We start from the raw sequence: 24,295 nt of genomic DNA on the forward strand, positions 1-24,295 counted from the left end.
CCGATCCAAGATATCCGGAAATCAGCGCCAGTGTTCCCAGCCGCCGGACCGCTCGTAGGGGCTGCCGTCCACCGTCACCCCGGTGTCCGGCAGCAGCACGGTGCCGATCTGCTCCCAGCCTTCCGGCAGGTCCGCGAAGGAGGGGAAAGTGGCCGCGAGCGCATGGTCCTCGCCCCCGGTCAGTACCCAGTGCAGCGGATCGGCCCCCAGCGCGGAGCCGACGTCGACCAGTTTCCGGTCCACCCGCAGCCGTTCGGTCCGCACGTCCAGACCCACCCCGGAGGCTTCGGCCAGATGTCCGAGGTCGGCGAGCAGGCCGTCCGAGATGTCGATCATGGCGGTGGCCCCGGCGACCGCCGCGGCAGGGCCGGCCGCGTACGGCGGTTCCGGGGCACGCTGCGCGTTCACCACCCCGACCGGGGAGCGGAAGCCCCTGCCGAGCACGGCGAGCCCCGCGGCCGCCCACCCGAGCCGCCCGCACACGGCGAGGATGTCCCCCGGCCGGGCGCCGGCCCGGGTCACCGGCGGCCGACCACCGAGGTCACCAAGGGCCGTGACGCTCACCACGAGCTGTTCGGCCCGCACCACATCCCCGCCGACCAGGCCGGCCCGCGCCCTGCTCGCCTCGGCCCACATGCCCTCGGCCAGCTCGGTGAGCAGCGGGACCGAGGTGTCGCCGGGGCAGGCGAGCCCGACCAGGACCGAGGTCGGCACGGCGCCCATGGCCGCGAGGTCGGCGAGGTTCACCGCCACCGCCTTGCGGCCGATCTGCTCGGGACTGGACCAGTCGAGCCGGAAGTGCACGCCGCTGACCAGCACATCCGTGGTCGCGACCACGCGGCCGTCCGGCGCCGCCACCAGCGCCGCGTCGTCGCCGGGACCGAGCAGCGTGGTCGCGGGCTGGGTCCGATCCGCCACCATCCTGCGAATCAGGCCGAACTCGCCGAGCGCGGCGACGGTGTCGTCGGATGCTCTGCCGTCCGCGGACACCACACCACCTCCGATCGCCAATAGTCGGATGCCCGATGTTTGCCGGACTGGGGTACGTTGCACCTGGTTCGATTCAACGCTGACGTGATTCAACACTGAGAAGATCGATGTAGACGAAGGGGCGCGCCGTGGTCCACGCATACATCCTCATCCAGACCGAGGTCGGCAAGGCGGCTTCCGTCGCGGCCGAGATCTCCGGGATTCCCGGCGTCACCAGTTCGGAGGACGTCACCGGCCCCTACGACGTCATCGTGCGCGCCGCGGCGGACAACGTGGACGAGCTCGGGCAGCTGGTCGTGGCGAAGGTGCAGAACGTCGAGGGGATCACCCGCACGCTGACCTGCCCGGTCGTGCACCTGTGAGTCATGTTGTAGTGGGCAGGTGGCCGATAACGAAACCGGGGCTCCGCCCAGAGCACTGATCGTCGTAGCCACCGTGCTCGCGGTGGCACTGGCCGTCGGCGTCGGGTTGTTCGCGCTGCTGGCCCCCGGCGAGGAGGAGCCCGCCGACCCGGCGACCGGGCCGCTGGCCCTGGTTCCGGTGCCCGCGCCCGAGGCCGGCTCGGACGCCTGCGACACCCTGGTCGGCGCCGCCCCCGGCGCGTTGACCTCCTCGGGTGAGACGCTGCCCCGCCGTGAGCTCGCCGAGCCGGCACCGCGGGCCACCACGGCGTGGGGAGCGGGCGGCTCGGCCGGCGCGGTGGTGCTGCGCTGCGGGCTGGACCGCCCACCGGAGCTGACCCGTACCGCCAACCTGCGGGTGATCAACGAGGTGCAGTGGCTGCACGTGCCGGGCGAGGGGGCTGCCAGCTGGTACGTGGTGGACCGCGAGGTGTACGCCGCGCTCACCGTCCCGGACGACGCGGGCACCGGCCCGTTGCAGGAGATCTCCGACGTGGTCGACCGGACCCTCCCCCAGGTCCCCCTCCGTTTCGACTGACCGCCGAGGTCAGCGGAGGCCGGTGCCGCGGGCGAGGGCGGTGTCGACCAGGGTGGACAGCAGGGTCCGGTAGTCGAGGCCGGTGACGGCCCACATCTTCGGGTAGGCGGAGGTCGTGGTGAAGCCCGGCATGGTGTTCACCTCGTTGATGGTCAGCTCGCCGTCGGCACTCACGAAGAAGTCCACCCGGGCCAACCCCTGGCCGTCCAGTGCCTCGAACGCCCGCACCGCCGTCGCGCGCAGCCGTTCGGTCACCTCGTCATCGAGCTTGGCCGGGATGTCCAGTTCGGCCTCGTCGCCGAGATATTTCGCGTCGAAGTCGTACCAGGCCGAGGGATCCTCGGACAGCACCCGGATCTCGGCGGGCAGCGAGGCCTCCACCCGGCCGTCCGGGAACTCCAGCACCCCGCATTCGATCTCCCGGCCAGTCACGGCGGCCTCCACGAGCACCTTCGGATCGGTCTGCCGTGCCAACCCGATCGCCGCGTCCAACTCGGACCAGTCGCTGACCTTGCTGATACCGACCGAGGAACCCGCGCGGGCGGGTTTGACGAACACCGGAAGCCCGAGACGCTCCCGCTCGGCGACATCCAGCGTGGACTGCCCGCGCCGGACCGTCGCGTAGGTACCGACCGGAAGCCCTTCCGCGGCAAGCAGTTTCTTCGCGTACTCCTTGTCCATCGAGGCGGCGCTGGCGAGTACCCCGGCCCCCACGTACGGGATCTCGGCCAGTTCGAGCAGGCCCTGCAGGGTTCCGTCCTCGCCGAAGGCGCCGTGCAGCACGGGAAACACCACGTCGGCGCTGCCGAGCACCTCGGTCTCGCCACCCGGCTCCAGGCTGATCAGGTCGCGCTGGGTGGGATCGCCCGCCAGCACCAGCGCCGTACCGCCGTCGACCGAGGGCAGTTGGCGGTCGTGGATCTCCAGTGCCTTCGGGTCGGAACTGCCCAGCACCCACCCACCGGAGGGGGTGATCCCGACCGGGATGATCTCGAACCGGTCCGGGTCCAGGTTGGCCAGGATGCTGCCCGCGGACACACACGAGATCGTGTGCTCGGTGCTGCGGCCCCCGAACACGACGGCCACGCGTGTCTTCCGTGCACTCATGGCCGGTCACCCTACCGGGCGCTTGTGCTCCCCAGCTCAGCGTCTACTCCTAACCGCGCGACACGGTCGGCTCGGCCGGGCTCGGACGTCGCGCACTACGGCACAACCACAGGTGGTGCGCCCGGTCTCCCCGCTCGTGGGCTGACGCAGCGCGCGTTCTTCCGCTCACCGCTCACCGCTGAGTCCAGTTCAGGATCAGGCCCTCAGCGCAGCAGACGCACCAGCTCGCCGAGCGCGTCCCACAACGCGGCCCTTGAGCAGCCCGCGTACCCCACCGCGACCCCGTGCCGGTCCGGCACACCGGCGAAATGCCTGCTGAGGCTGTCCAGCACGATGCCATCCCCCCGGCCCGCGGCCAGCCGGTCCCGTTCCGTGCCCGCCGAGTCCAGCGGCACCACGAGGTGCGCGCCCGCGTCGTCGCCGAGCACCGGAACTCCGGCCTCCCGGAACGCGCCCACCAGCATCGTCCTGCGCTCGGACAACTCCCTGCGCAGCCGGCGCAGGTGACGGCCGAGATCACCGGTACGGGCCAGCTCGACCAGCACCCGCTGGCCCGCGGGCGAGGGCCGGGTCCCGGTGCGGTCGCGGTACTCCAGCACGGTCGTGGTCACCGGCTCCGGTGCGACCATCCAGCCCGCCCCGAGCGTGGGGGTGAGGATCTTGCTGGTGGTCCCGAGGTGAGCCACGACGTCCGGAGCGAGCGCGGCCAGCAACGGCAGTGGCGCCACGTCGAACCGCAGCTCACCGTCGTAGTCGTCCTCGATCAGCAGGAAGTCCTCGGCACGTGCCCGCTCCACCAGTTCCACCCTGCGCGCGGCGCTCATCCGGCTGCCCATCGGGTACTGGTGCGCCGGCGAGCAGTACACCGCCCGCGCCCCGCGCGGCACCGAGTCGGGCCGGATGCCCTCCCCGTCGACGGGCACCGGGGCGACCCGCAGCCCCGCGCACCGGAAGGCCTCCACCGCACGCTGGTACCCCGGTTCCTCGACGGCCACCAGGTCGCCACGCCCCAGCACGGCCGCGGCCAGCTCGACCACGGCGGCGGTGGTGCCACCGGTGGCCAGTACCGATTCGGTGCCGACGTCCAGCCCCCGGTGGCGCAGCAGGTGCTCGGCGATCGCGGCGCGGTACTCCGGCAACCCGGCCCGTTGCGCGGTGGACAACGGAGCCGCGTCCGCGGCCGCCCGCCAGGCCCGGCGCCAGGCCGCGCGGTCCAGCCCCTCGGCCCACGGCACCCCGAGGGTGAGGTCCAGCAGCCCGGACGGGGTTCCCTCCCGCTCGACGACGGCGCGGCGGGCGGGCCTGCCCGCGGGCGGGGAGGTGGTGACGTAGGTCCCCGATCCGTGCCTGCCGACGATCCACCCCTCGGCATGGAGCTGCTCGTAGGCTGCCGCGGTGACCGTCCGGCTCACGCCGAGCCTGCCGGCCAGCGCGCGGGTGGACGGCAGCCGGTCGCCGCCGCGCAGGTGCCCGTGCGCGGCGGCCTCGCGCAGGGCGTCGGCGAGTTGCACCGCCAACGGGACCTCGGACTCGCGATCCAGGCTCATCGGCAACGCGGTCTCCGCGCCCCGCGCCCCCGGTCCGCGCGCGGAAGCAGGCACGACTGGCCTTTCGGTATCAGATGACAGTGGCCATTCCATGATGCCACTGGCCGGCGGCAGGCTGGGTGCATGACCGAACTCGCCGGCCCACTCTCGCCGACGCCACGCACCCGGCTGGGCCGCAAGAAGGACCGGGCCGCCACCGAACGCGCCGCGCTGCACACGATCCTCGACGAGGCACTGGTCTGCCACCTCGGCATGGTGGTCGACGGCTCACCACTGGTGCTGCCCACCGGCTACGGGCGCGACGGCGACACGCTGTACCTGCACGGCTCGACCGGCGCGGCCAGCCTGCGCGCCGCGGGTGGCGGGGTCGAGGTCTGCGTGACCGTCACGCTGGTGGACGGGATCGTCTACTCCCGCTCGGTGAACAACCACTCGATGAACTACCGCAGCGCGGTGGTCTACGGCAGGCCGCGGGTGCTCACCGAACGGCAGGAGAAGCTGCGCGGGCTGCGGGTGCTGACCGACCATCTGGCCCCGGGTTCCTGGGAGCACGCGCGGGAGGTCAACGAGAAGGAACTCGCCGCGGTCACCGTGCTGGCCCTCGACCTCGCCGAGGCCTCGGCGAAGGTGCGCTCCGGCGACCCGGCAGACCCGCCCGAGGACGTGCACGGAGTCGAAGCCTGGGCGGGCGTGCTACCGATCCACACGCGCTTCGGCGTTCCGGTGCCCGATCCGGAGCTGGCCACGGACGCCGTGGTCCCGGCGCATGTCAGCGACCGGAAACCCGGACGGGGCCGCTGACCGGATCCAACCGGAACGGGCGCATGGTCCGCCCGGCCGAGCGGTAGACATGGATGCTGACCGCGGGATCCGGCCCCATGTTGCGCACCTGGTGCACGTAACCGGGGCCGAACACCCTGGACTGGCCGGTGGTGAGCGCGTGCTCCTCGCGCAGGACCCTGCCGTCCCCGGCGCGCCGCGCCACGGTCTCCGCGAGATCGCCGCTGACGATGGTGAACGCCCCGGTGGCCTGGCCGTGGTCGTGCAGGTCGGTTTCCTGGCCCGGCAGCCAGCCGAGCAGCCACACCTGCTGGCCGGCGTCGGCGGTGATCAGCGCGGCGAAGCGCTCGTCGGGGTCGTAGCGAAGCAGGTGACGCCACCGGTCGCGGTCGGCGGCGAACTCGAGCGCGACCCGGACCGGGTGGCGCAGGACGGGATTCTCGGCAACCGCGACGGTGTTGGCCGGAACGGCGAACATAGGGGTGTCCTCGTGACGTGTCGGAAGGTGGGCGGATCGGGTCGATCACCGACACGGACACAGCGCGCTGGCGACGAGGCGCAGGTCGATGTGACCGCGCCGCTGCGTCATACCATGCGTCAACACGGCAACCAGCGAACCAGCCCGGACCGGTCCGGTCAAACTCGCTCTCACCCGGTGGGACGGCCGGGTGGGTCAGGACCACTCGTGCTTGCGTTTGCGGCCCAGCAGCTCGGCGCCGACATGGGCGGGGTCCATGCCCTCGTGGCACACCCGGTACATCGCGTCGGTGATCGGCACGTCCGCGCCGACGGTGGCGGCGAGCTCGCGGATCGAGGAGCAGGACATCACGCCCTCCGCGACCTGCCCGCCCCCGGCCCGCTGCGCCTGCTCCACCGTCTCGCCCCTGCCCAGCCGCTCGCCGAAGGTGCGGTTGCGGGACAGCGGGGAGGAGCAGGTGGCCACCAGGTCCCCGACCCCGGCGAGGCCGGCGAAGGTGAGCTGATCGGCTCCGAGCTTGGCGCCCAGCCGGGCCATCTCGGCGAGGCCACGAGTGATCAGGGTGGCGACGGTGTTCGTGCCGAAGCCCATGCCCGCGGCCATCCCGCAGCTCAACGCGATCACGTTCTTGCACGCCCCGCCGAGCTCGCAACCGATCACGTCGGTGTTGGTGTACGGCCGGAAGTACGCGGTGGAGCAGGCACGCTGGACCGCGACCGCGCGATCATGGTCGGTGCACGCCAGCACCGCGGCCGCGGGTTGCTCCTGCGCGATCTCCCTGGCCAGGTTCGGCCCGGACACCACCACGACCTGCTCCGGGGGGATCCCGGCCACCTCGGCGATCACCTCGCTCATCCGCTTGCGGGTGCCCAGCTCGACGCCCTTGGCGAGGCTGATCAGCGGCACGTTCCCCGGCAGCAGCCCGCGCCAGCCGGTCAGGTTGGCCCGCAGGCGCTGGCTCGGCACCGCCAGCACCACCGCCTCGGCCCCCGCCAGCGCGCGAGCCGGGTCCGCGGTGGCGGTGAGCAGCTCCGGCAGCCGCACCCCCGGCAGGTAACCCTCGTTGGAACGCCGCTCCCGGATCTCCCGCGCGACCTCCTCCCTGCGCGCCCACATGGTGACCTCGCGGCCGGCGTCGGCGAGCACCTTGGCGAAGGTGGTTCCCCAGGAGCCCGACCCGAGCACGGCCAGCCGCTGGACGTCCTGCCCGGTGTCCGCCATCAGCCCGCGTCCGTCCGCTCGGTCCGCTTGTCCGGTGGCCGCTCGCCCCTGATCTCGGCCAGCAGCTCGATCACCTCGCCCATCAGCAGGTCGGTCACCTCGCGCAACAGCGCGTTCGAACCGGACCGGCCCCGGTAGCCGGACAGGTCGACGGGCCGGCCGACCAGGTGGACCACGGTCTTGCGCGGCAACGGCCGGAACTTCTTGCTGTAGCCGTTCCAGATGTCCTGGGTGCCCCAGCGCGCGATCGGGATCACCGGCACGTCGTTCTCCAGCGCGAGCCGCGCCACCCCGGTGTAGGAGTGCTTCGGCCAGCCCTCGGGGTCCCTGGTGATGGTGCCCTCCGGGTAGATCACCACCACCTTGCCCTCGCTCAGGGCCTGGTGCGCGGCGCGCAGGCTGTCGCCGGCGCCGGACGTACCCCGGTACACCGGGATGCCACCGGAACCGAGGAAGATCCGGCCGAAGATCGGGGCGCGCGCCACGCTGTCCTTGGCGAGAAACCGGGGGACGCGCTTGTTGCGATGCACGAACACCGCGTCGACGGCGGGGTCCAGGTGCGAGACGTGGTTCAGCACCAGCAACGCGGCCCCCTGCCGGGGGATCCGCTCGCCGCCCCGGTGGACGCGCCTGCCGAGCCAGGTCAGCGGGTAGAACAACGCGGCGGCGGCTCCGACCCAGAAACCGCCCTTCTCGCGATCGCCCAAGACTCCTCCTCCTTCTGCGCCGGACCGGTCGATCCTCCCCCGGCCGGTGACCCTGCGCCAACAAGGGGTGGTGTGCACGGGCGCGCGTGCCGCCGTTCGGGTAATGATGGAGAGGTGTCTCGTGAGGTCGACCTGATCATCCCGATGAAACCCCCGCACGCGGGCAAGTCCCGGTTACGGGGCGTGGCCGGCGCGGACCACGCCGCGCTGGTACTGGCGCTGGCCGCCGACACCGTCGCCGCGGCGGCCGCGGCGGAGGGGGTGCGCCGGCTGCTGGTGGTGGCCACCGACCCGGTCGCGCTGGCCGAGTTGCGGCGGCTGGGCGCGGACGTGGTGAGCGAGAACGGGGCCGGCGGGCTCAATGCGGCGCTGCGCAGGGGCGAAGCCGTCCTGCGCGCGGACTCCCCCTGCGGCGTCGTGGGCGCGCTGCAGGCCGACCTGCCCGCGCTGCGACCCGCCGAGCTCGCCGAGGCGCTTACCGAGGCGAGCGGTGGCCGGTCCTTCGTCGCGGACCGGCATGGAACCGGTACCACCTTGTTACTGTCCGCGCCGGGAGCACCGCTCGAGCCACGGTTCGGCCACGGTTCGGCCGGGGCGCACGCCGCGTCGGGAGCGGTCGCGCTGGCTGCCCCGGCACCGTCGTTGCGCGGCGATGTGGACACCGCCGACGATCTCGCGCATGCCCGGTTGATCGGCATCGGTGAGCGGACCGCTGCCGCGCTCGGTGAGCCGGCCTGCCTACGCTGAGCAGCGTGGATGCAGGGAAGTGGGGGTCGCAACATTCACCGGTTCGTCGCGTTCGGTGCGCGCGTCCCGCGCTCGAGTACGGAACAATGCGGGTGTGAGCAACGACGAGAGCGCAACACCGGCACCGACGGCCTCCGCGCCTCGCGAGCGGGAGCGCGGACCCGACCACAACGGCCACCCGCACGAGAAACACGCCGTACCCTCGGCGCCACCGGCCGTCACCCCCGGGACTCCCCGGCTGACCGACTCGCTGCCCGACGACCGGTACTTCAACCGCGAACTCTCCTGGCAGGACTTCAACGGGCGCGTGCTCGCGCTGGCCGAGGACGCCTCCCAGCCGCTGCTCGAGCGAGCGAAGTTCCTCGCCATCTTCGCGTCCAATTTGGATGAGTTCTACATGGTCCGGGTGGCCGGGCTGAAGCGCAGGGACGAGACCGGGCTCGCCGTGCGCAGCGCGGACGGGCTCACCCCGCGCGAGCAGCTCGCCTACATCGCCAAGCGCAACCAGGACCTGGTGGGGCGGCAGACCGAGGCGTTCACCGAGCACGTCCGACCGGCCCTCGCCGAGCAGCGCATCCTCATCGTGCGCTGGTCCGATTTGGACCCGGCTGAGCAGCTGCGGATCTCATCGTACTTCAGCGAGCAGATCTTCCCCGTGCTCACCCCGCTGGCCGTGGACCCCGCCCACCCGTTCCCGTACATCTCCGGGCTCTCGCTGAACCTGGCGGTGACGGTGCGCGATCCCGAGCGGGGCACCGAGCGCTTCGCCAGGGTCAAGGTGCCGAACAACGTACCCCGGTTGATCCGCGTGGAGCAGCAACGGGAGAGCGAGACCGCCACCTTCCTACCGCTGGAGGAGCTCATCTCCGCGCACCTCGGCGAGCTGTTCACCGGGATGGAGGTGATCGAGCACCACGTGTTCAGGGTCACCCGTAACGCCGACTTCGAGGTCGAGGAGGACCGGGACGAGGACCTGTTGCAGGCGTTGGAGCGCGAGCTCGCGCAGCGCCGGTTCGGCCCGCCGGTACGGCTCGAGGTCGCGCAGGACATGAGCGAGCACATGCTGGAGTTGCTGCTGCGCGAGCTGGAGGTCGATCCGCACGACGTGGTCGAGGTTCCCGGGCTGCTCGATCTGAGCTGCCTACACCAGCTCTACGGTCTGGACCGGACGGAGCTGAAGGACCCCCCTTTCGTGCCGCGGACCCACCCCGCGTTCGGCGAGCGGGAGACCCCGAAGAGCGTGTTCGCCACCCTGCGCGAGCGGGACGTGCTGGTGCACCATCCCTACGACTCCTTCTCCACAAGCGTTCAGCGGTTCGTGGAGCAGGCGGCGGCGGACGAGAAGGTGCTGGCGATCAAGCAGACGCTGTACCGCACCTCCGGTGACTCGCCGGTCGTGGACGCGCTGATCGACGCCGCGCAGGCCGGCAAGCAGGTCGTGGCGCTGGTGGAGATCAAGGCACGGTTCGACGAGCAGGCCAACATCACCTGGGCACGCACCCTGGAACGCGCGGGGGTCCACGTGGTCTACGGCTTGATGGGACTGAAGACCCACTGCAAGGTGGCCATGGTGGTGCGGCAGGAAGGCTCCACCATTCGACGTTACTGCCACATCGGCACCGGCAACTACAACCCGAAGACCGCGAGGCTGTACGAGGACATGGGGCTGCTCACCGCCGACCCGACGATCGGTGCGGACCTCACCGATCTGTTCAACGTGCTGACCGGTTACTCCCGGCAGGACATCTACCGCAACATCCTCACCTCGCCGGGCGGCATCCGGCGGGGGATACTGCATTGCATCGCCGAGGAGATCGAGCGATCGGCCGCAGGCGCGGAGACCGGCATCCGGATCAAGTGCAACTCCCTTGTCGACGAGCAGATCATCGACGCGCTGTACCACGCGTCCCATGCCGGGGTCCGCGTGGAGATCGTGGTGCGCGGGATCTGCTCGCTCAAACCCGGCGTGCCCGGCCTGAGCGAGAACATCACGGTAAGGTCGCTCCTCGGACGCTTCCTCGAGCACTCCCGTGTCCTCCACTTCCGGGCGGGCGACACGTACTGGATCGGCAGCGCGGACATGATGCACCGCAACCTCGATCGCAGGATCGAGGCCATGGTGCGGGTGAAGGATCCGACCCTCACCGGGCAACTGGACGAGGTGCTGAACTCGGCCCTGGACCCGGCGACGCGCTGCTGGGTGCTGACCTCGACCGGTGAGTGGGCACCCTCGCCGCAGGACGGTTCGCAGGTACGCGACCACCAGACCGAGTTGCTGATCCGGCACGGGGCCGCCGGGTGAACGCGGGATCCACTCCGGCCAGGGTGCGCGCGGCGGGGGCTGTCCTGTGGCGCCGAGACGACGCCGGCACGGTGGAAGTGGCCGTGGTGCACCGGCCGCACTACGGCGACTGGTCGCTGCCCAAGGGGAAACTGGACGCCGGGGAGACCACGCCCGTCGCGGCGGCCCGTGAGGTGGCCGAGGAGACGGGATTCGACGCCGTGCTGGGGCGGTTCCTCACCCGGGTCGAGTACGAGGTGCGCACGCGCGGTGGGCAGGCGCCGAAGACGGTCGACTACTTCGGCGCCGAGGCGGTGGGCGGCCACTTCGTGCCCAACCACGAAGTCGACCGGCTGCGTTGGCTGAGCCCCGCCGCCGCCGAGTCCGTGCTCGACTATCCGGCCGATCGCGGCGTACTGCGGGAGTTCCTCGCCCTGCCTGCCCGGCTGACCACCCTGTTGCTGGTGCGGCATGCCAAGGCGGGCAAGCGGGACGAATGGAACGGTGACGACGATCTCCGCCCGCTGTCCGACGCCGGACTACGCCAAGCGGAGGCAGTACGCGAACTGGTACGTCCGTTCCGGCCGGGACCGGTATTCGCGGCACCCCGGCTTCGCTGCGTGCAGACCGTGCACGGGGTCGCGGAGGAACTCGGTACGGACGTCCAGCATGAGCAACTGCTGTCCGAGGAAGGCTACTGGCCGGAGCCGGAAACCGGTATCGCGCGATTGCTGGGAATCGTGGCCGAGGGCGGCACGCCCTTGGTCTGCAGCCAGGGCGGGGTGATCCCGGACGTGGTCGCGCGCCTGGCCGAACGGGACGGGGTGCCACTGCCGAGCACGAAGAACGGGACCGTGGCGAGCAAGAAGGGCTCGGTGTGGCTGCTCTCCTTCCACCCCGGCTCCGGGTGGGAGGGGCGGCAACCCGAGCAACCCCCGACGCTCGCCGCGGCCGACTACTTCGCCAGCCCGCTTCCGGACCCGGTGACCACCACTCACTGAACTCTTGAACCCTTCCACTATGGAAGGGCCCGAACATGCGGCGGGGCCCCGTGCGCCGCACGGGGCCCCGCCGAAAGTAACCGCTGGTAGCCCAGTTCAGGAACAGGCTCTCCGGTTACTTCTTCTTCTTGGCCGCTGTGGTCTTCTTGGCCGCCGCCGAGGTCGACTTGGTGGCCTTGGTCGCGGTCTTCGGCGCAGCCTTGGCGGTGGTCTTCTTGGCCGTGCCGGCCTTCGCCGCCGTGGTCTTCGCCGCCGTGGTCTTCGCCGTGGTGGTCTTCGCCGTCGACTTGGTGGACTTGGCCGCGGTCTTCGGTGCGGCCTTCGTCGCCGTCGCCCGGCTGGTGCCGGCCCGGCTCGTGCTGGCACGCGAGGTGCTGCCGGCACGCGAGGTACGGGTCGTCGTGCTCCGCGTCGCGGTCGGGCGGCTCGCGGTCGCCTTGCTGGTGCGCGAGCTCGTCGTACGGCTGGCGGTGCCGGTGCTGCGCGAGGCAGCGGTAGCACGCTTCACGGCCGTGGCCTTCGGCAGCTTCTTCGCGCCGCTCACCACGTCCTTGAACGTCGTGCCGGCCCGGAAGGCCGGAACGTTCGTCTTCTTGACCCGCACCGTCTCACCGGTGCGCGGGTTCCGGGCGGTCCGGGCGGCCCGGGCGCGCTTCTCGAACACCCCGAAGCCGGTGATGTTCACCTTCTCACCCTTGTTCACGGTGCGGATGATGATGTCGACGATCTCGTCAACCGCCTTCGCCGCAACCTTCTTGTCGCCTTCCAAGCGCTCCGACAGCGCTTCGATCAGCTGGGCCTTGTTGGCCATTCCAGTCCTCCACGAAGAACTACTTGTCACACGGCCACGTCGGCCGACTTGGGCACACGGTATTACCAACGCAGCACAAATTCCAAACGGCACGCGGAATTTTTCCTTATCGGGGGCGAGGTTCCGCCCTCTGAGGGACCCCTTCGGGGGCCTTCCGCGGTCCGTCTGGCGTGGTTTCGCAGGCCGCTGACCTGGTACGGATTCCCTTGCTGAGCAGGGAATCTGTACCTAGGAGGGGCCGGGAGCGGCCGGCTGAGCGGCCTGCGGGACGGTCACCGGCCGCCAGCTCGGCCGCTCGGTCTCGAAGGCGTCGATGTTCCCGGCGTGTCGCAGGGTCAGGGCGATGTCGTCCAGCCCCTCCAGCAGCCGCCAGCGGGTGTAGTCGTCGATCGTGAAGGGTGCGACGAACTCCTTGGCCCGTACCGTCTTCGCCTCGAGGTCCACGGTGACCCTCGTGCCGGGCTCGTTCTCGAGGATCTTCCAGAGCTGTTCGACGTCCGACTGCTCGCACTGGGCGGCCAGCAGGCCCTGCTTGCCCGCGTTGCCCCGGAAGATGTCGGCGAACCGGGAGGAGATGACGACCCCGAAGCCGTAGTTCATCAGGGCCCAGACGGCGTGCTCGCGGGAGGAGCCGGTGCCGAAGTCCTGGCCGGCGACGAGCACCGTGCCCGCCCGGAAGGGCTCCTGGTTGAGTACGAAGGTCTCGTCCCCGCGCCAGGCGGCGAACAGCCCGTCCTCGAAGCCGGTCCGGCTGACCCGCTTCAGGTAGACCGCCGGGATGATCTGGTCGGTGTCCACGTTGGACCTGCGTAGGGGTACTCCGACCCCGGTGTGGGTGGTGAACGGTTCCATGGTGGGAGCCTCCTCAGTGCTTATTCTCAAACTCGCGACACGGTCGGCTCGGCCGGGCTCGGACTCCGACACCATCGTCACCTTCGCAGGTGATGCGCCTGGCCTCGCCGCCCGTGGGCTGTTCGCCGCTGAGCAGAGTGGCGCGTCAGCGCCTCCGTTTGGGTGGTGGTGGGAGACGGGAGGGCGAGTTCTTCCGCTCGCCTCGCGCGGCAAAGTCCGGTTCAGGAGCGGCATCTCAGTTCAGATCCTCGGGCGAGGCCAGGGTCCCGCGCACGGCCGTCGCGGCCGCCACCAGCGGGGAGACCAGATGGGTCCGGCCCCCCTTGCCCTGCCTGCCCTCGAAGTTGCGGTTTGAGGTCGATGCGCTGCGCTCCCCCGGCTGGAGCTGGTCCGGATTCATCCCGAGGCACATCGAGCAGCCCGCCTGCCGCCACTCCGCGCCGGCGTCGGTGAACACCGTGTCGAGCCCCTCGGCCTCGGCCGTCCTGCGCACCCGCATCGAGCCGGGCACCACGAGCATCCGGACGCTGTCGGCGACCTTGTGACCGCGCAGCACCTCGGCGGCGGCCCGCAGGTCCTCGATCCGGCCGTTGGTGCAGGAGCCGAGGAACACGGTGTCCACGGCGACCTCCCGCAGCGGGGTGCCCGGTAGCAGGTCCATGTACGCGAGGGCCTTCTCCGCGGCGTATCGCTCGTTCTCGTCGGCGATCGCGTCGGGGTCCGGAACCCGCTCGCCAAGCGGCAGTCCCTGCCCCGGGTTCGTGCCCCAGGTCACGAACGGCGTGAGCTCGCTCGCGTCCAGGTGCACCTCGGCGTCGAAGCTCGCCCCCTCGTCCGTGCGCAGCTCCCGCCAGGCGGCCACCGCGGCGTCCCACTCGGCCCCGGAAGGGGCATGCGGGCGCCCGCTGAGGTACTGGAAGGTCACCTCGTCCGGGGCGATCATGCCGGCCCGCGCGCCCGCCTCGATCGACATGTTGCAGATGGTCATCCTGGCTTCCATGGACAGCGACTCGATCGCGCTGCCCCGGTACTCCAGTACGTACCCCTGGCCGCCGCCGGTGCCGATCTTGGCGATCACCGCGAGGATGATGTCCTTGGCGGTCACACCCGGGCGCAGCTCGCCGTCCACATTGATCGCCATCGTCTTGAACGGTCGCAGCGGGAGCGTCTGGGTCGCCAGGACGTGCTCGACCTCGGAGGTCCCGATACCGAACGCCATGGCGCCGAACGCGCCGTGGGTGGAGGTGTGACTGTCGCCGCACACCACCGTCATCCCCGGCTGGGTCAGGCCGAGCTGCGGGCCGATCACGTGCACGATGCCCTGCTCGGCATCGCCCATCGGGTGCAGGCGGATGCCGAACTCCTGGCAGTTGCGCCGCAGCGTGTCCACCTGTGTCCTGGAGACCGGGTCGGCGATCGGCAGCTCGATGTCGACCGTGGGGACGTTGTGGTCCTCGGTGGCGATCGTGAGATCCGGCCGCCGCACCGGCCTGCCCGCGAGGCGCAGCCCGTCGAACGCCTGCGGGCTGGTCACTTCGTGCACCAGGTGGAGATCGATGTAGAGCAGGTCGGGCTCGGCACCCTCGCCACGGCGCACGGTATGGCCTTCCCACACCTTCTCCGCCAGTGTCTTCGGCGTCCTCGGCTTACTCGGCTTACTCGCCGACATGAGGCTCCTCCCACGTTGTCCGGTTGGGAGTGAAGGGAACCCGGGCGGGAACGCGGGCGTGCCCGCGCCCGAGCTCGATTCTTCCCAGAATCTGGACTTCCCAAAGTACGGGAAGCTAGTATCGCTGTGTGGGACAGCATAACTCTTCCGACCAGCACAGCGGTATCGGCGTCCTGGACAAGGCGGTGGCCGTGTTGCAGGCGGCCGCCGAGGATCCGTGCGGGCTCGCGGAACTGTGCAGCCGGACGGGGTTGCCGAGGGCGACCGCGCACCGGCTCGCCGTGGGCCTGGAGGTGCACCGGCTGCTACGCCGTGGCCCGGACGGGCGCTGGCGGCCGGGTACCGCGCTGGCCGAACTGGCGGGTGGCAGCACCGACCCGTTGCTGGACGCGGCAGCCTCGGTGCTGCCCAAGCTCCGGGACATCACCGGGGAGAGTGTGCAGTTGTACCGCAGGGACGGCGGCCAGCGGGTGTGTGTCGCCACCGCGGAACCGCCGAGCGGGTTGCGGGACACCGTGCCGATCGGGGCACGCCTGCCGATGTCCGCCGGTTCCGGGGCGAAGGTGCTGGCCGCGTGGGCGGATCCGCATACGCAGCACACGATCCTGGCCGACGCCGTGTTCGGCGAGCGGACCCTGCTCGAGATCCGGCGTCGGGGCTGGGCGCAGAGCGTCGCCGAACGCGAGCCGGGGGTGGCGAGCGTGTCCGCGCCGGTGCGGGACTCCACCGGCACGGTGATCGCCGCGGTGTCGGTTTCCGGCCCGGTGGACCGGATCGGGCGCAAGCCGGGCGCCCGCTGGGCCGCCGATCTGCTGGCGGCCGCCGACTCGCTGCAGGAACGCCTGTGACCGATCCCACGCCCGCCGGTTCCGCACCAGATCATCCATAGTGGATCAGGCTCCGGCGTGCAGGTGCGCGGCCCAGGAACTGGGACCGCGCCGGCGCGGCCACGCGCAGCCGACGAGTCGCCGCGAGCGGGGCCGTCACGCCATCGAGCCGCCCTGGTTGTGCCGCGATCGCACGGTGGAACTCCGCCGCGACCGTGGCCGGCCACCCCGTCCTCGACCTCCCGCGGCGTCGCCGTTACCTGCGGGTACCCGGCGACCTTGGCAGGCCGAGGCCAGGTGCACCGCCTCGTTCGCGTGGCGCGGGCCGTGGCACAGGCGGACAGGTAGGCGGGCTCCGCCGGGTCGAGGTCGAGCCCGCCGGACTCCGCGAACCCGGCCTCGGTCACCGGTTCGGTCGAGTCACGGAGCTCGGCCAGTGCGGAACGCACCGGATCGGGCAGGCTGTCCGGCCGGTCGAGACAGAACGGCGCGAGGAACAGCACTCCCGCACCCCTCCGCGGCCGCGATCCGGTCGTCCTCCCCGGTACCGAGCCGGTGCTGGGCCCGTTCCCGCAACGCCGCGAGTAACCGCTCACGCATTCGATGTGCTCCCCGGACCAGACGGTGGAATCGACGTTACCGGCTGAGCGGGCACCGGCCATCCGCTAGCATGCCGGGCACCCGGATGCCGGCCCATCCCGCTGGGAGAGCATGGACACCGAGCCCCTACCCGATCCGCTGGCCGATTTCTGCGCGAACCTTCCCCGGTTGCGTTCGCTGCTGAGTGGGCCCGCGTCCGCGGCGCGCCGGGCCGCGGTCGAGCGGGCGGCCGAGGCGATCCGGCGCGGCGAACCGGTCGGCTTGCCGCTGGCCGAGCTCGGGTTCCCGCGCGGTACCAGAGGAGCCCCCGCGGGAGGCGCACCGCGACAGACCTCCTCGCTGCCGCCACCGGTCCACGCCGAGCAACGGACGATCACCGGCGTCTACCTGTGCCCAAGGGGACAGTGCGACCGGATGGAGCTGCGCGCCGCGGGGTCCGAACTGCCCAGCTGCCACGTGCACGAGCAGGCGCTGCGGTTCGTCCCGGACGAGTGAGGGGCACGCGATGACCGGCTTCCTCACCGAACTCGGCCGCAAGCTGGCCGAGCGCTGGGTGGCCACGCTGGTGTTGCCGGGGCTGGTGTGCACCGCGGTCACGGCCATCGCGGTGACCCTCGGGCACGGGAACTGGGCGGACACAGGCATGCTGTGGCGTCGGCTGACCGAGTTCACCGCCACCGGTAGCGGTACGCGGCAGCAGACCGAGTTACTGCGCACGGTGGTGCTGCTGCTCGTGCTGCTGCTCGCCTCGGTGGCCACCGGGCTGCTGGCGCGGGCGCTGGCCGCGCCGGCGGAGTCGCTGCTGTCCGGACGTTGGCCGTCCTTCCTCCGCCCGCTGGCATCCGCGCTGACCCGGCGCAGGAGACTGCGCTGGCAACGGGCCGACGAGCGCGGCGAGGACGCGGAACGCAACCGCATCGCGCTCGCCGAACCGCGTTGCGCCACCTGGATCGGCGACCGGCCGCGGGCACCGGACATCCGGGTGTACAGGGAGTACGGCCTCGACCTTGCCGCGGCGTGGAGCCGGTTGTGGCTGCTGGTTCCGGACACCACCCGCGTACCGCTGGCCGAGGCGAGGCACCGCCTCGACGAGGCGACCACGCTCGGCGGCTGGGCCGCGCTGTACCTGATGCTGGGGACCGTTTGGTGGCCCGCGGGGGTGCTCGGGCTGGTGGTCGCGATCATCGCGTGGCGCAGGGCAAGACTCGCCGCGGAGGGTTATGCCGACCTGGTGGAGGCCTGCGTCGACGTCCACCTCTACGACCTGCTCGACCGCTTCCGCGACGAGGACGGCACCCCGGCCGATCAGCCCGCAGCAGGGCAAGGTCATCACCGCGCGGTTCCACAAGGCAACCTGAGTGTCCGGCGACGGCGTTCGCGCACCGGCAGGCCCCGTGTTTGCCCGACTACGCTAGGTTGGATTCGCCAACCACACGTCCACCGGACAGCGAGGTAGGAGATGCAGCCCACCGAATCCGCACCAGCGCCCAGTTCCGTGCCCGTCGGCGTCGACCCCAACCGTGCCAGCATCGCCCGCGTGTACGACGCGGCCCTCGGCGGTAAGGACAACTACGCGATCGACCGCGAGGTCATCGAGCAGGTGAAGACGGTCGCGCCGGAAATCCGCGAGATGGCGTGGGCAAACCGGAACTGGATGACTCGCGCGGTGCGTTTCATGGTCCAGCACGCACGGATCGACCAGTTCATCGATTGTGGCTCCGGGCTGCCCACCGCGGAAAACGTCCACCAGGTCGTGCAGCGAACCGACCCGGACTCCGTCGTGGTCTACACCGACAACGACCCCGTCGTGCTCGCACACGCCAAGGCGCTGCTCGCCGACACCGACAACACGTACTTCGCCGACGCCGACATCTACCAGCCGAGCCAGTTCTACGACCACGACATCGTCCGGACCCGCATCGACTTCGACCGGCCGATCGGACTCGTGCACAGCAGCACCATCCACCATTACCCTGGCGACTTCGCGGACCTGATGCGGCAGTACATCGACCCGCTGCCGTCCGGCTCCTGGGTGGCCCTGAGCCACTTCTACGACCCCGAGACGCCGGAACTGAGCGAGGTCGCGCGCCGGATCGAGGAGGTCTTCGAGCACAGCGCGATGGGCAGTGGTTGGTTTCGCACCCGGGAGGAAATCCTGTCCATGATGCCGGGCCTGGAGATCACCCCACCGCAGCCGGGGATGGACGCCACCGTGGTTCCGTGCGACCTGTGGTGGCCGGATGGCCCGCTGCAGCGGGCGCTCACCGCGGAGCAGGAATGCATCGGCTGTGTCGTGGGTCGTAAACCCTGACCCCTGCCGGGGCACCGAACCCACCGGCACGCGGGACAGCGGGAACACACGTCGCCGCCGCCCACACGATCGTCCTGATCGTGTGGGCGGCTTCAGCGGAGCACATGTCCCCGACCTTCACCAACGGCGGCCGGCACAGCGGATACGCCGGGTTGGCATCTCATGCACACCCAGGACCCCGATACCGGAACTACGGGAGACCGCGTTACAGCGTTTCGGGTAGGCCGAACATTGTCGGCCGTCCACCACTTTCGGAAAACGTGATTCCGCCAGGAATCGTGCGACGCCCGGCGTGCCACTGACCCACCGGCTCGTGCGCGGGTCGTTGCCGTCCACGTTGTTCCCGGCGCTCGGCGACGGCTCGTTACGCCTCCGGCACGCCGCCGACGACGACTCGGATCATCAAGACCACGACATGCAACACAGTGGCCGCTGACCAGATACTCACCGGTCAGCGGCCACTGGGTGTAGCTGTATGTACCCCCGATGGGATTCGAACCCACGCTACCGGCGTGAGAGGCCGGCGTCCTAGGCCGCTAGACGACGGGGGCTTGCTGTGTTGCTGAAGAGAACTTACCAGAGGCTGATTCACTCTCCGCAGCTGGGGTACCAGGACTCGAACCTAGACTAACTGAACCAGAATCAGTCGTGCTGCCGATTACACCATACCCCAATGGGATGCCGTTCCTGCCGTGGCCGGCGCGGCACCGCCGGAAGAAAATACTAGACCATGCCGGTTCGGGGGGATCAGCCGGGGCCACCGCTCGGTGCTCGCCTGGAAACGCGCGCACATGTTCGCCGAGCACGTTCCTCCACCCACCACCGCAGGTCACAGTGGCTCGGCCGCTCTGTCAGCGTGGCAGCGGCACCCCAGGAACCCCGACCCGGGCAAACTCGCAGACCAGTAGCTCAGGGAGCTCCGCGAGGGTGTTGATGACGTACACGCCGTCGGGGACGGTGGCCGGGCCGCGCCCGCGGTCCAGCCAGACCCCGCCGAGCCCGGCCTGGTGCGCGCCGACGGCGTCGGTGTCCAGCTTGTCACCGACGTGCGCGGCCTCGGCAGGGTCGCAGCCGATGGTGAGGCATACCGAGTGGAACATCACCGGATCGGGCTTGGCCACCCCCAATTCGCCCGCGATGGCCACGTGGTCGAAGAATCGGGCGAGTCCGAGGTCGGCGAGCTTCGCGCGCTGGTGCGCGCCGGAGGCGTTGGTCACAGCGGCGAGCCGGACGCCGGCCGCGGCCAGCCACTCCAGGCAGGGCACCACATCGTCGAACAGCCGCCAGTAACGGCGCAGCAGCTCCTTCCGGCGCTGTTCGAAGACCGCGGGGTCCCGTGGCTCGACGAGCATGCCGATGGTCGCCAACTCGGCGAGGAAGTACTGGGTGCGTCGCCGGTGCATGGACGCGTAGTCGATCTCACCGGCCACCACCCTGGCGACGTGTTCCTCGGTGACCCGTTCCCAGAGCGACCACATGTCCGCCCTGCCGATCAAGGCGGCGAGCGCGTGCCGGCCCGCCGCGGTGAAGTCGATCAGCGTGTCATCGATGTCAAGGCACACCAGCCGGAGGTTCGGTGGGCCCCACGGTTCGCGGTGGTCCAGTCGGGAGACTACTGCCTGCTGTTCGGTCGGGGAGGCAAGCGCAAAATCCACCCCGAGAGGCTAGGCCACTTTCGGCCGTACCGATTCGACTGAGAAGGTGATTAGCACTGCTCTGTTACGGTGCCAATTATCTACGCTCAGTTGCCAGGCACCGCCCGACGCAGCCGTCCGAGGGACCTTTCTCGCCCCAGCAACTCCATCGACTCGTACAACGGTGGCGAAACCGTACGCCCGGTGATCGCCACTCGGACGGGGGCGAAGGCCTTACGAGGCTTGAGCCCCAGTCCGTCCACAAGCGCATCCTTGAGGGCCTGCTCGATACCGGCCGCGGTCCAGGACGGCAGCGTATCCAAGGCTTCGATGGAGGCACGTAGCACGGGTTCGGCGTCGGCGCCGAGCGCCTTGGCCGCTGCCGCCTCCTCCGGCGCGAACTCCGCCTCCTCGGCGAACAGGAAGCGCACCAACTCACTGGCTTCCCCCAGTACGGTGACCCGTTCCTGCACCAGTGGCGCGATCACACGCAGGGTGCCCAGCTGATCCTCGGTCGGCTGCCGGGGCAGCACCCCCGCGGCGGCCAGGTAGGGCACCACCCTGGCGGTGAAGTCCTCGGCGTCCAGGGCACGCACATGCGTGGCGTTGATGGCCTCGGCCTTCTTCACGTCGAACCGCGCCGGGTTCGCGCTGACCTTGCTGATCTGGAAGGCCGCGACCAGCTCGTCCACGTCGAAGATGTCCCTGTCCTCGGCGATGGACCAGCCGAGCAGGGCGAGGTAGTTCAGCAACCCCTCGGGAATGAACCCGCGCTCGCGGTAGTGGAAAAGATTCGAGGAAGGATCCCGTTTGGACAATTTCTTGTTGCCCTCACCCATCACGTAGGGCAGATGCCCGAACTCCGGGGTGAAGTCGGTGACGCCGATCCGGCGCAACGCCTGGTACAGCGCGAGCTGGCGGGGCGTCGACGGCAACAGGTCCTCACCGCGCAGCACGTGGGTGATCCGCATCAGTGCGTCGTCCACCGGATTGGTCAGCGTGTAGAGCGGATCCCCGTTCGCACGCACCAGAACCGGGTCCGGAATGCTGCCGCCGGGAAAACTGATCTCGCCGCGGACCAGGTCGGTCCAGCCCAGGTCCTCCTCGGGCATCCGCAGGCGCAGCACCGGAAGCCGCCCCTCGGCCCGGAAGGCCGCCTTCTGTTCCGCGGTGAGCCGCCGGTCGTGGTTGTCATAGCCGAGCTTGGGGTCCTGGCCCGCCTCCCGGCGGCGCCGCTCGACCTCCTCGTTCGTGGAGAAGGCCTCGTACAACTCCCCCGCCTCGAGCAACCGCGCCGCGATGTCGGCGTAGACCTCCCGCCGCTCGCTCTGCCGGTACGGCCCGTACTCGCCGCCGACTCCCGGCCCCTCGTCCCAGTCGAGGCCGAGCCAGCGCAACGCGTCCAGCAGCGCGTCGTAGGACTCCTGGGTGTCCCGCGCGGCATCGGTGTCCTCGATCCGGAACACCAGGCTGCCGCCGTGGTGGCGGGCGAAGGCCCAGTTGAACAGGGCGGTACGGATCAGCCCGACGTGCGGGGTGCCGGTCGGTGAGGGGCAGAAGCGGGCGCGTACCCGGGCGGCGTCGTCACTCATAGCCAGCTCAGCGTATCGGCTTGACGCGGTGGACGTGCCGGGTGCATCGTGTAGTTATTCAACATATGATGAAAAAGAGGTGGTGGCGATGACCGAGCGCACGACCTGCGTGGTGATCGGCGGTGGACCGGCCGGCATGGTCGCCGGGCTGTTGCTGGCCAGGGCCGGGGTGGAGGTCACGGTGCTGGAGAAGCACGGCGACTTCCTGCGTGACTTCCGCGGGGACACCGTGCACCCTTCGACCCAGGAGTTGCTCGACGAGCTGGGTCTCGGCGAACGGTTCGCCGAGCTCCCGCAGAGCAGGCTCGAGGAGATCGCCTTCCCGATCGACGACGAGCAGAGCCTGGTGGTCGGGGACCTGCGCCGGTTGCGCACCGCCCACCCGTACATCGCGATGGTGCCGCAGTGGGACTTCCTCAACCTGCTCGCCGAGGCGGGAAACGCCGAGAGCACCTTCACCCTGCGGATGCACACCGAGGTCACCGAGCTGATCCGCGCCGGCGGCCGGGTGACCGGGGTGCGGTACCGGACCGCCGAGGGCGAGACAGGCGAGCTGTCCGCCGAGCTGACCATCGCCTGCGACGGGCGCTGGTCGCTGGCCCGCAGGGAGGCGAACCTCCGCCCGAAGGAGCTGCCGGTGCCCATCGACGCGTGGTGGTTCCGGCTGCCGCGCAGGGCGGACGAGACCGACTCGAGCCTGCGACCCCGGATGCGGGACAGCCGGTTCGCAATCGTCATCCCGCGCGAGGGCTACTTCCAGATCGCCTGGATCGCGCGGAAGGGCCGTGATCCGCAGCTACGCGCCGCCGGGATCGAGCGGTTCCGGGAGGACCTCGTCGAACTCTTCCCCCAGTTCGCCGACCGGGCCGGCACGCTGGAGTCGATGGACGAGATCAAGCACCTGGACGTCCGGCTCAACCGGCTGAACCGGTGGCACGTGGACGGGCTGCTGTGCATCGGGGACGCGGCGCACGCGATGTCCCCGATCGGCGGGGTCGGGATCAACCTGGCGGTGCAGGACGCGGTGGCGGCGGCCACCCTGCTCGCCGAACCGCTGCGGCACGGCAGGGTCGGGCCGCGGCAGTTGGCGAGGGTGCGCGGCCGTCGCCTGCTGCCGACGATCCTGGTGCAGACCCTGCAGCGCACCCTGCACCGCGTCGTGGTGCGGCCGGTGGTCGAGGGCAGGCGGAACGGGCCGCCGAAACCGATGGTGCGGCTGATGTGGGCGGTGCCCAAGGCCACGTTCCTGCCGGCCTACCTGGTCGGGATCGGGCTCAGGCCGGAGCACGCACCGGCGTTCGCCCGGCGGCTCAGCCGGCCTGCACGGGGTTCGTGAGCGTGCCGATCCCCTCGATGGTGATGGACACCTGCTGCCCCGCGCTGATCGGGCCGACCCCGTCCGGAGTGCCGGTGAGGATCACGTCCCCTGGCAGCAGGGTCATCACGTGCGAGACGAACTCGACCAACTCCGGCACCTTGTGCACCAGCGAGGAGGTACGCGCGTCCTGCTTGACCTCGCCATCGACCTCGCTGCGCAGGGCCAGGTCGGCCGGGTCCGCCGCGGTCTCGATCCACGGCCCGAGCGGGCAGAACGTGTCGTACCCCTTCGCCCTGCCCCACTGGCCGTCCGCCTTCTGCTGGTCCCGCGCGCTGACATCGTTGGCGATGGCGTAGCCGAGCACGGCGGCGGAGGCCCGCGCGGCGGGCACGTTCTTCGCCGGCTGGCCGATCACCACGGCCAGCTCACCCTCGAAGTCCACACGGGACGAACTGGGTGGCAGCTTGATCGCGGCATTCGGCCCCACCACGCTGGTGGACGGCTTGATGAAGATCATCGGCTCGGCCGGGACCTCGTTGCCGAACTCCGCGGCGTGTGCGGAGTAGTTGCGGCCCACCGCGATCACCTTCGACGGCAGGATCGGGGCGAGCAGCCGCACATCGGCCAGCGGCCAACGGCGGCCGGTGAAGTTGGGCCGGCCGAACGGATGTTCGGCGATTTCCAGTACCTGGGCTTCCGCACCGTCCCCTTCCATCGAAGCGAACGCGACGCCACCGGGATGAGCAATTCGAGCCAGACGCACGACACCACGGTAACCAGCCGAGTGTCCTCTACCTTCACCAGGCCACCGGACTGCTCCGTTCGACCGCTGGGCTGGGGCCGCGCACCTGCCTATATTCAATGGACAACCCCTGCAGATGGA

General features: G+C 70.6%; 23 protein-coding genes and 2 tRNA genes. 11 read left to right on the forward strand and 14 right to left on the reverse strand.

Features of this window, described 5'->3' with window-relative positions; genetic code table 11:
* Positions 1 to 21 precede the first annotated feature (21 nt).
* A complete protein-coding gene (locus FB471_RS10515) occupies positions 22 to 990 on the reverse strand; it encodes a thiamine-phosphate kinase (RefSeq protein ID WP_281287386.1) in 969 nt (322 codons plus the stop codon).
* Between the two features lie 128 nt (positions 991 to 1,118).
* On the opposite strand from FB471_RS10515, the gene FB471_RS10520 reads away from it, so the two are divergent.
* Together FB471_RS10520 and FB471_RS10525 are read left to right on the forward strand one after the other, a co-directional pair.
* Entirely contained in the window at positions 1,119 to 1,352 is a 234-nt protein-coding gene (locus FB471_RS10520; protein ID WP_141997341.1) for an Lrp/AsnC family transcriptional regulator, read from the forward strand.
* A 19-nt stretch (positions 1,353 to 1,371) separates the two neighbouring features.
* Positions 1,372 to 1,929 (forward strand): DUF3515 domain-containing protein, encoded by a 558-nt coding sequence (locus FB471_RS10525; RefSeq protein WP_141997342.1) that lies wholly within the window; start codon positions 1,372 to 1,374, stop codon positions 1,927 to 1,929.
* A 9-nt stretch (positions 1,930 to 1,938) separates the two neighbouring features.
* Here FB471_RS10525 and FB471_RS10530 read toward each other — a convergent pair whose 3' ends face one another.
* Both FB471_RS10530 and pdxR read right to left on the reverse strand, forming a co-directional pair.
* A complete protein-coding gene (locus FB471_RS10530) occupies positions 1,939 to 3,036 on the reverse strand; it encodes a D-alanine--D-alanine ligase family protein (RefSeq protein WP_141997344.1) in 1,098 nt (365 codons plus the stop codon).
* A gap of 203 nt (positions 3,037 to 3,239) precedes the next feature.
* On the reverse strand, positions 3,240 to 4,583 hold the full coding sequence (gene pdxR / locus FB471_RS10535; RefSeq protein ID WP_246076698.1) for a MocR-like pyridoxine biosynthesis transcription factor PdxR: 1,344 nt from the start codon (positions 4,581 to 4,583) through the stop codon (positions 3,240 to 3,242).
* Positions 4,584 to 4,706: 123 nt separating this feature from the next.
* On the opposite strand from pdxR, the gene FB471_RS10540 reads away from it, so the two are divergent.
* Complete coding sequence (locus FB471_RS10540) at positions 4,707 to 5,384, forward strand: pyridoxamine 5'-phosphate oxidase family protein (RefSeq protein WP_141997348.1); 678 nt, start codon at positions 4,707 to 4,709, stop codon at positions 5,382 to 5,384.
* Here FB471_RS10540 and FB471_RS10545 read toward each other — a convergent pair.
* The 3 genes from FB471_RS10545 to FB471_RS10555 all read right to left on the reverse strand — a co-directional run bounded on the left by FB471_RS10545 (position 5,353) and on the right by FB471_RS10555 (position 7,769).
* Positions 5,353 to 5,841 carry a cysteine dioxygenase gene (locus FB471_RS10545; RefSeq protein ID WP_141997350.1) on the reverse strand — a complete coding sequence of 163 codons (489 nt, stop codon included), beginning with the start codon at positions 5,839 to 5,841 and terminating at the stop codon, positions 5,353 to 5,355. The genes FB471_RS10540 and FB471_RS10545 overlap by 32 nt on opposite strands.
* A gap of 195 nt (positions 5,842 to 6,036) precedes the next feature.
* Positions 6,037 to 7,062 (reverse strand): NAD(P)H-dependent glycerol-3-phosphate dehydrogenase, encoded by a 1,026-nt coding sequence (locus FB471_RS10550; RefSeq protein WP_141997352.1) that lies wholly within the window; start codon positions 7,060 to 7,062, stop codon positions 6,037 to 6,039.
* Positions 7,062 to 7,769 carry a lysophospholipid acyltransferase family protein gene (locus FB471_RS10555; protein ID WP_141997354.1) on the reverse strand — a complete coding sequence of 236 codons (708 nt, stop codon included), beginning with the start codon at positions 7,767 to 7,769 and terminating at the stop codon, positions 7,062 to 7,064. The genes FB471_RS10550 and FB471_RS10555 overlap by 1 nt, the downstream gene beginning before the upstream one ends.
* Positions 7,770 to 7,913: 144 nt before the next feature.
* On the opposite strand from FB471_RS10555, the gene cofC reads away from it, so the two are divergent.
* From cofC to FB471_RS10570, 3 genes are all read left to right on the forward strand, one after another.
* On the forward strand, positions 7,914 to 8,516 hold the full coding sequence (cofC, locus tag FB471_RS10560; protein WP_142001734.1) for a 2-phospho-L-lactate guanylyltransferase: 603 nt from the start codon (positions 7,914 to 7,916) through the stop codon (positions 8,514 to 8,516).
* 94 nt (positions 8,517 to 8,610) lie between these two features.
* The gene (locus tag FB471_RS10565; RefSeq protein ID WP_141997356.1) at positions 8,611 to 10,818 is read left to right on the forward strand and encodes an RNA degradosome polyphosphate kinase; all 2,208 of its coding nucleotides are present in this window, start codon (positions 8,611 to 8,613) and stop codon (positions 10,816 to 10,818) included.
* Positions 10,815 to 11,798 carry an NUDIX hydrolase gene (locus FB471_RS10570; RefSeq protein ID WP_246076337.1) on the forward strand — a complete coding sequence of 328 codons (984 nt, stop codon included), beginning with the start codon at positions 10,815 to 10,817 and terminating at the stop codon, positions 11,796 to 11,798. The genes FB471_RS10565 and FB471_RS10570 overlap by 4 nt, the downstream gene beginning before the upstream one ends.
* Positions 11,799 to 11,913: 115 nt before the next feature.
* On the opposite strand, the gene FB471_RS10575 is transcribed toward FB471_RS10570, so the two are convergent.
* From FB471_RS10575 to leuC, 3 genes are all read right to left on the reverse strand, one after another.
* Positions 11,914 to 12,609 carry an HU family DNA-binding protein gene (locus FB471_RS10575; protein WP_141997358.1) on the reverse strand — a complete coding sequence of 232 codons (696 nt, stop codon included), beginning with the start codon at positions 12,607 to 12,609 and terminating at the stop codon, positions 11,914 to 11,916.
* 228 nt (positions 12,610 to 12,837) lie between these two features.
* Positions 12,838 to 13,461, reverse strand: a complete 624-nt coding sequence (leuD, locus tag FB471_RS10580; protein WP_141997360.1) for a 3-isopropylmalate dehydratase small subunit — start codon at positions 13,459 to 13,461, stop codon at positions 12,838 to 12,840.
* Positions 13,462 to 13,696: 235 nt separating this feature from the next.
* Entirely contained in the window at positions 13,697 to 15,130 is a 1,434-nt protein-coding gene (gene leuC / locus FB471_RS10585; RefSeq protein ID WP_141997362.1) for a 3-isopropylmalate dehydratase large subunit, read from the reverse strand.
* 128 nt (positions 15,131 to 15,258) lie between these two features.
* On the opposite strand from leuC, the gene FB471_RS10590 reads away from it, so the two are divergent.
* The 4 genes from FB471_RS10590 to FB471_RS10605 all read left to right on the forward strand — a co-directional run bounded on the left by FB471_RS10590 (position 15,259) and on the right by FB471_RS10605 (position 18,868).
* A complete protein-coding gene (locus FB471_RS10590) occupies positions 15,259 to 15,978 on the forward strand; it encodes an IclR family transcriptional regulator (RefSeq protein ID WP_170220771.1) in 720 nt (239 codons plus the stop codon).
* 690 nt (positions 15,979 to 16,668) lie between these two features.
* Positions 16,669 to 17,052: a hypothetical protein gene (locus FB471_RS10595; protein ID WP_141997364.1), complete on the forward strand. Its 384-nt coding sequence runs from the start codon at positions 16,669 to 16,671 to the stop codon at positions 17,050 to 17,052.
* A 10-nt stretch (positions 17,053 to 17,062) separates the two neighbouring features.
* Positions 17,063 to 18,013: a hypothetical protein gene (locus FB471_RS10600; RefSeq protein ID WP_141997366.1), complete on the forward strand. Its 951-nt coding sequence runs from the start codon at positions 17,063 to 17,065 to the stop codon at positions 18,011 to 18,013.
* A gap of 3 nt (positions 18,014 to 18,016) precedes the next feature.
* The gene (locus FB471_RS10605) at positions 18,017 to 18,868 is read left to right on the forward strand and encodes an SAM-dependent methyltransferase (protein WP_141997369.1); all 852 of its coding nucleotides are present in this window, start codon (positions 18,017 to 18,019) and stop codon (positions 18,866 to 18,868) included.
* 478 nt (positions 18,869 to 19,346) lie between these two features.
* Here FB471_RS10605 and FB471_RS10610 read toward each other — a convergent pair.
* The 4 genes from FB471_RS10610 to gltX all read right to left on the reverse strand — a co-directional run bounded on the left by FB471_RS10610 (position 19,347) and on the right by gltX (position 22,094).
* Positions 19,347 to 19,419: transfer RNA gene (locus FB471_RS10610), tRNA-Glu, on the reverse strand.
* 50 nt (positions 19,420 to 19,469) lie between these two features.
* A tRNA-Gln gene (locus FB471_RS10615) sits at positions 19,470 to 19,541 on the reverse strand.
* Positions 19,542 to 19,719: 178 nt separating this feature from the next.
* Positions 19,720 to 20,430: an HAD family hydrolase gene (locus FB471_RS10620; protein WP_142001740.1), complete on the reverse strand. Its 711-nt coding sequence runs from the start codon at positions 20,428 to 20,430 to the stop codon at positions 19,720 to 19,722.
* A gap of 179 nt (positions 20,431 to 20,609) precedes the next feature.
* On the reverse strand, positions 20,610 to 22,094 hold the full coding sequence (gene gltX, locus FB471_RS10625; protein WP_141997371.1) for a glutamate--tRNA ligase: 1,485 nt from the start codon (positions 22,092 to 22,094) through the stop codon (positions 20,610 to 20,612).
* A gap of 28 nt (positions 22,095 to 22,122) precedes the next feature.
* On the opposite strand from gltX, the gene FB471_RS10630 reads away from it, so the two are divergent.
* Positions 22,123 to 23,430, forward strand: coding sequence for an FAD-dependent oxidoreductase (locus FB471_RS10630; protein ID WP_246076338.1), 1,308 nt, complete (start codon positions 22,123 to 22,125; stop codon positions 23,428 to 23,430).
* Here FB471_RS10630 and FB471_RS10635 read toward each other — a convergent pair.
* Entirely contained in the window at positions 23,405 to 24,175 is a 771-nt protein-coding gene (locus tag FB471_RS10635; RefSeq protein ID WP_141997374.1) for a fumarylacetoacetate hydrolase family protein, read from the reverse strand. The two genes, FB471_RS10630 and FB471_RS10635, sit on opposite strands and share 26 nt — an antisense overlap.
* Positions 24,176 to 24,295: the final 120 nt, after the last annotated feature.

It is taken from the genome of Amycolatopsis cihanbeyliensis, from assembly GCF_006715045.1.
Lineage (GTDB): Bacteria > Actinomycetota > Actinomycetes > Mycobacteriales > Pseudonocardiaceae > Amycolatopsis > Amycolatopsis cihanbeyliensis.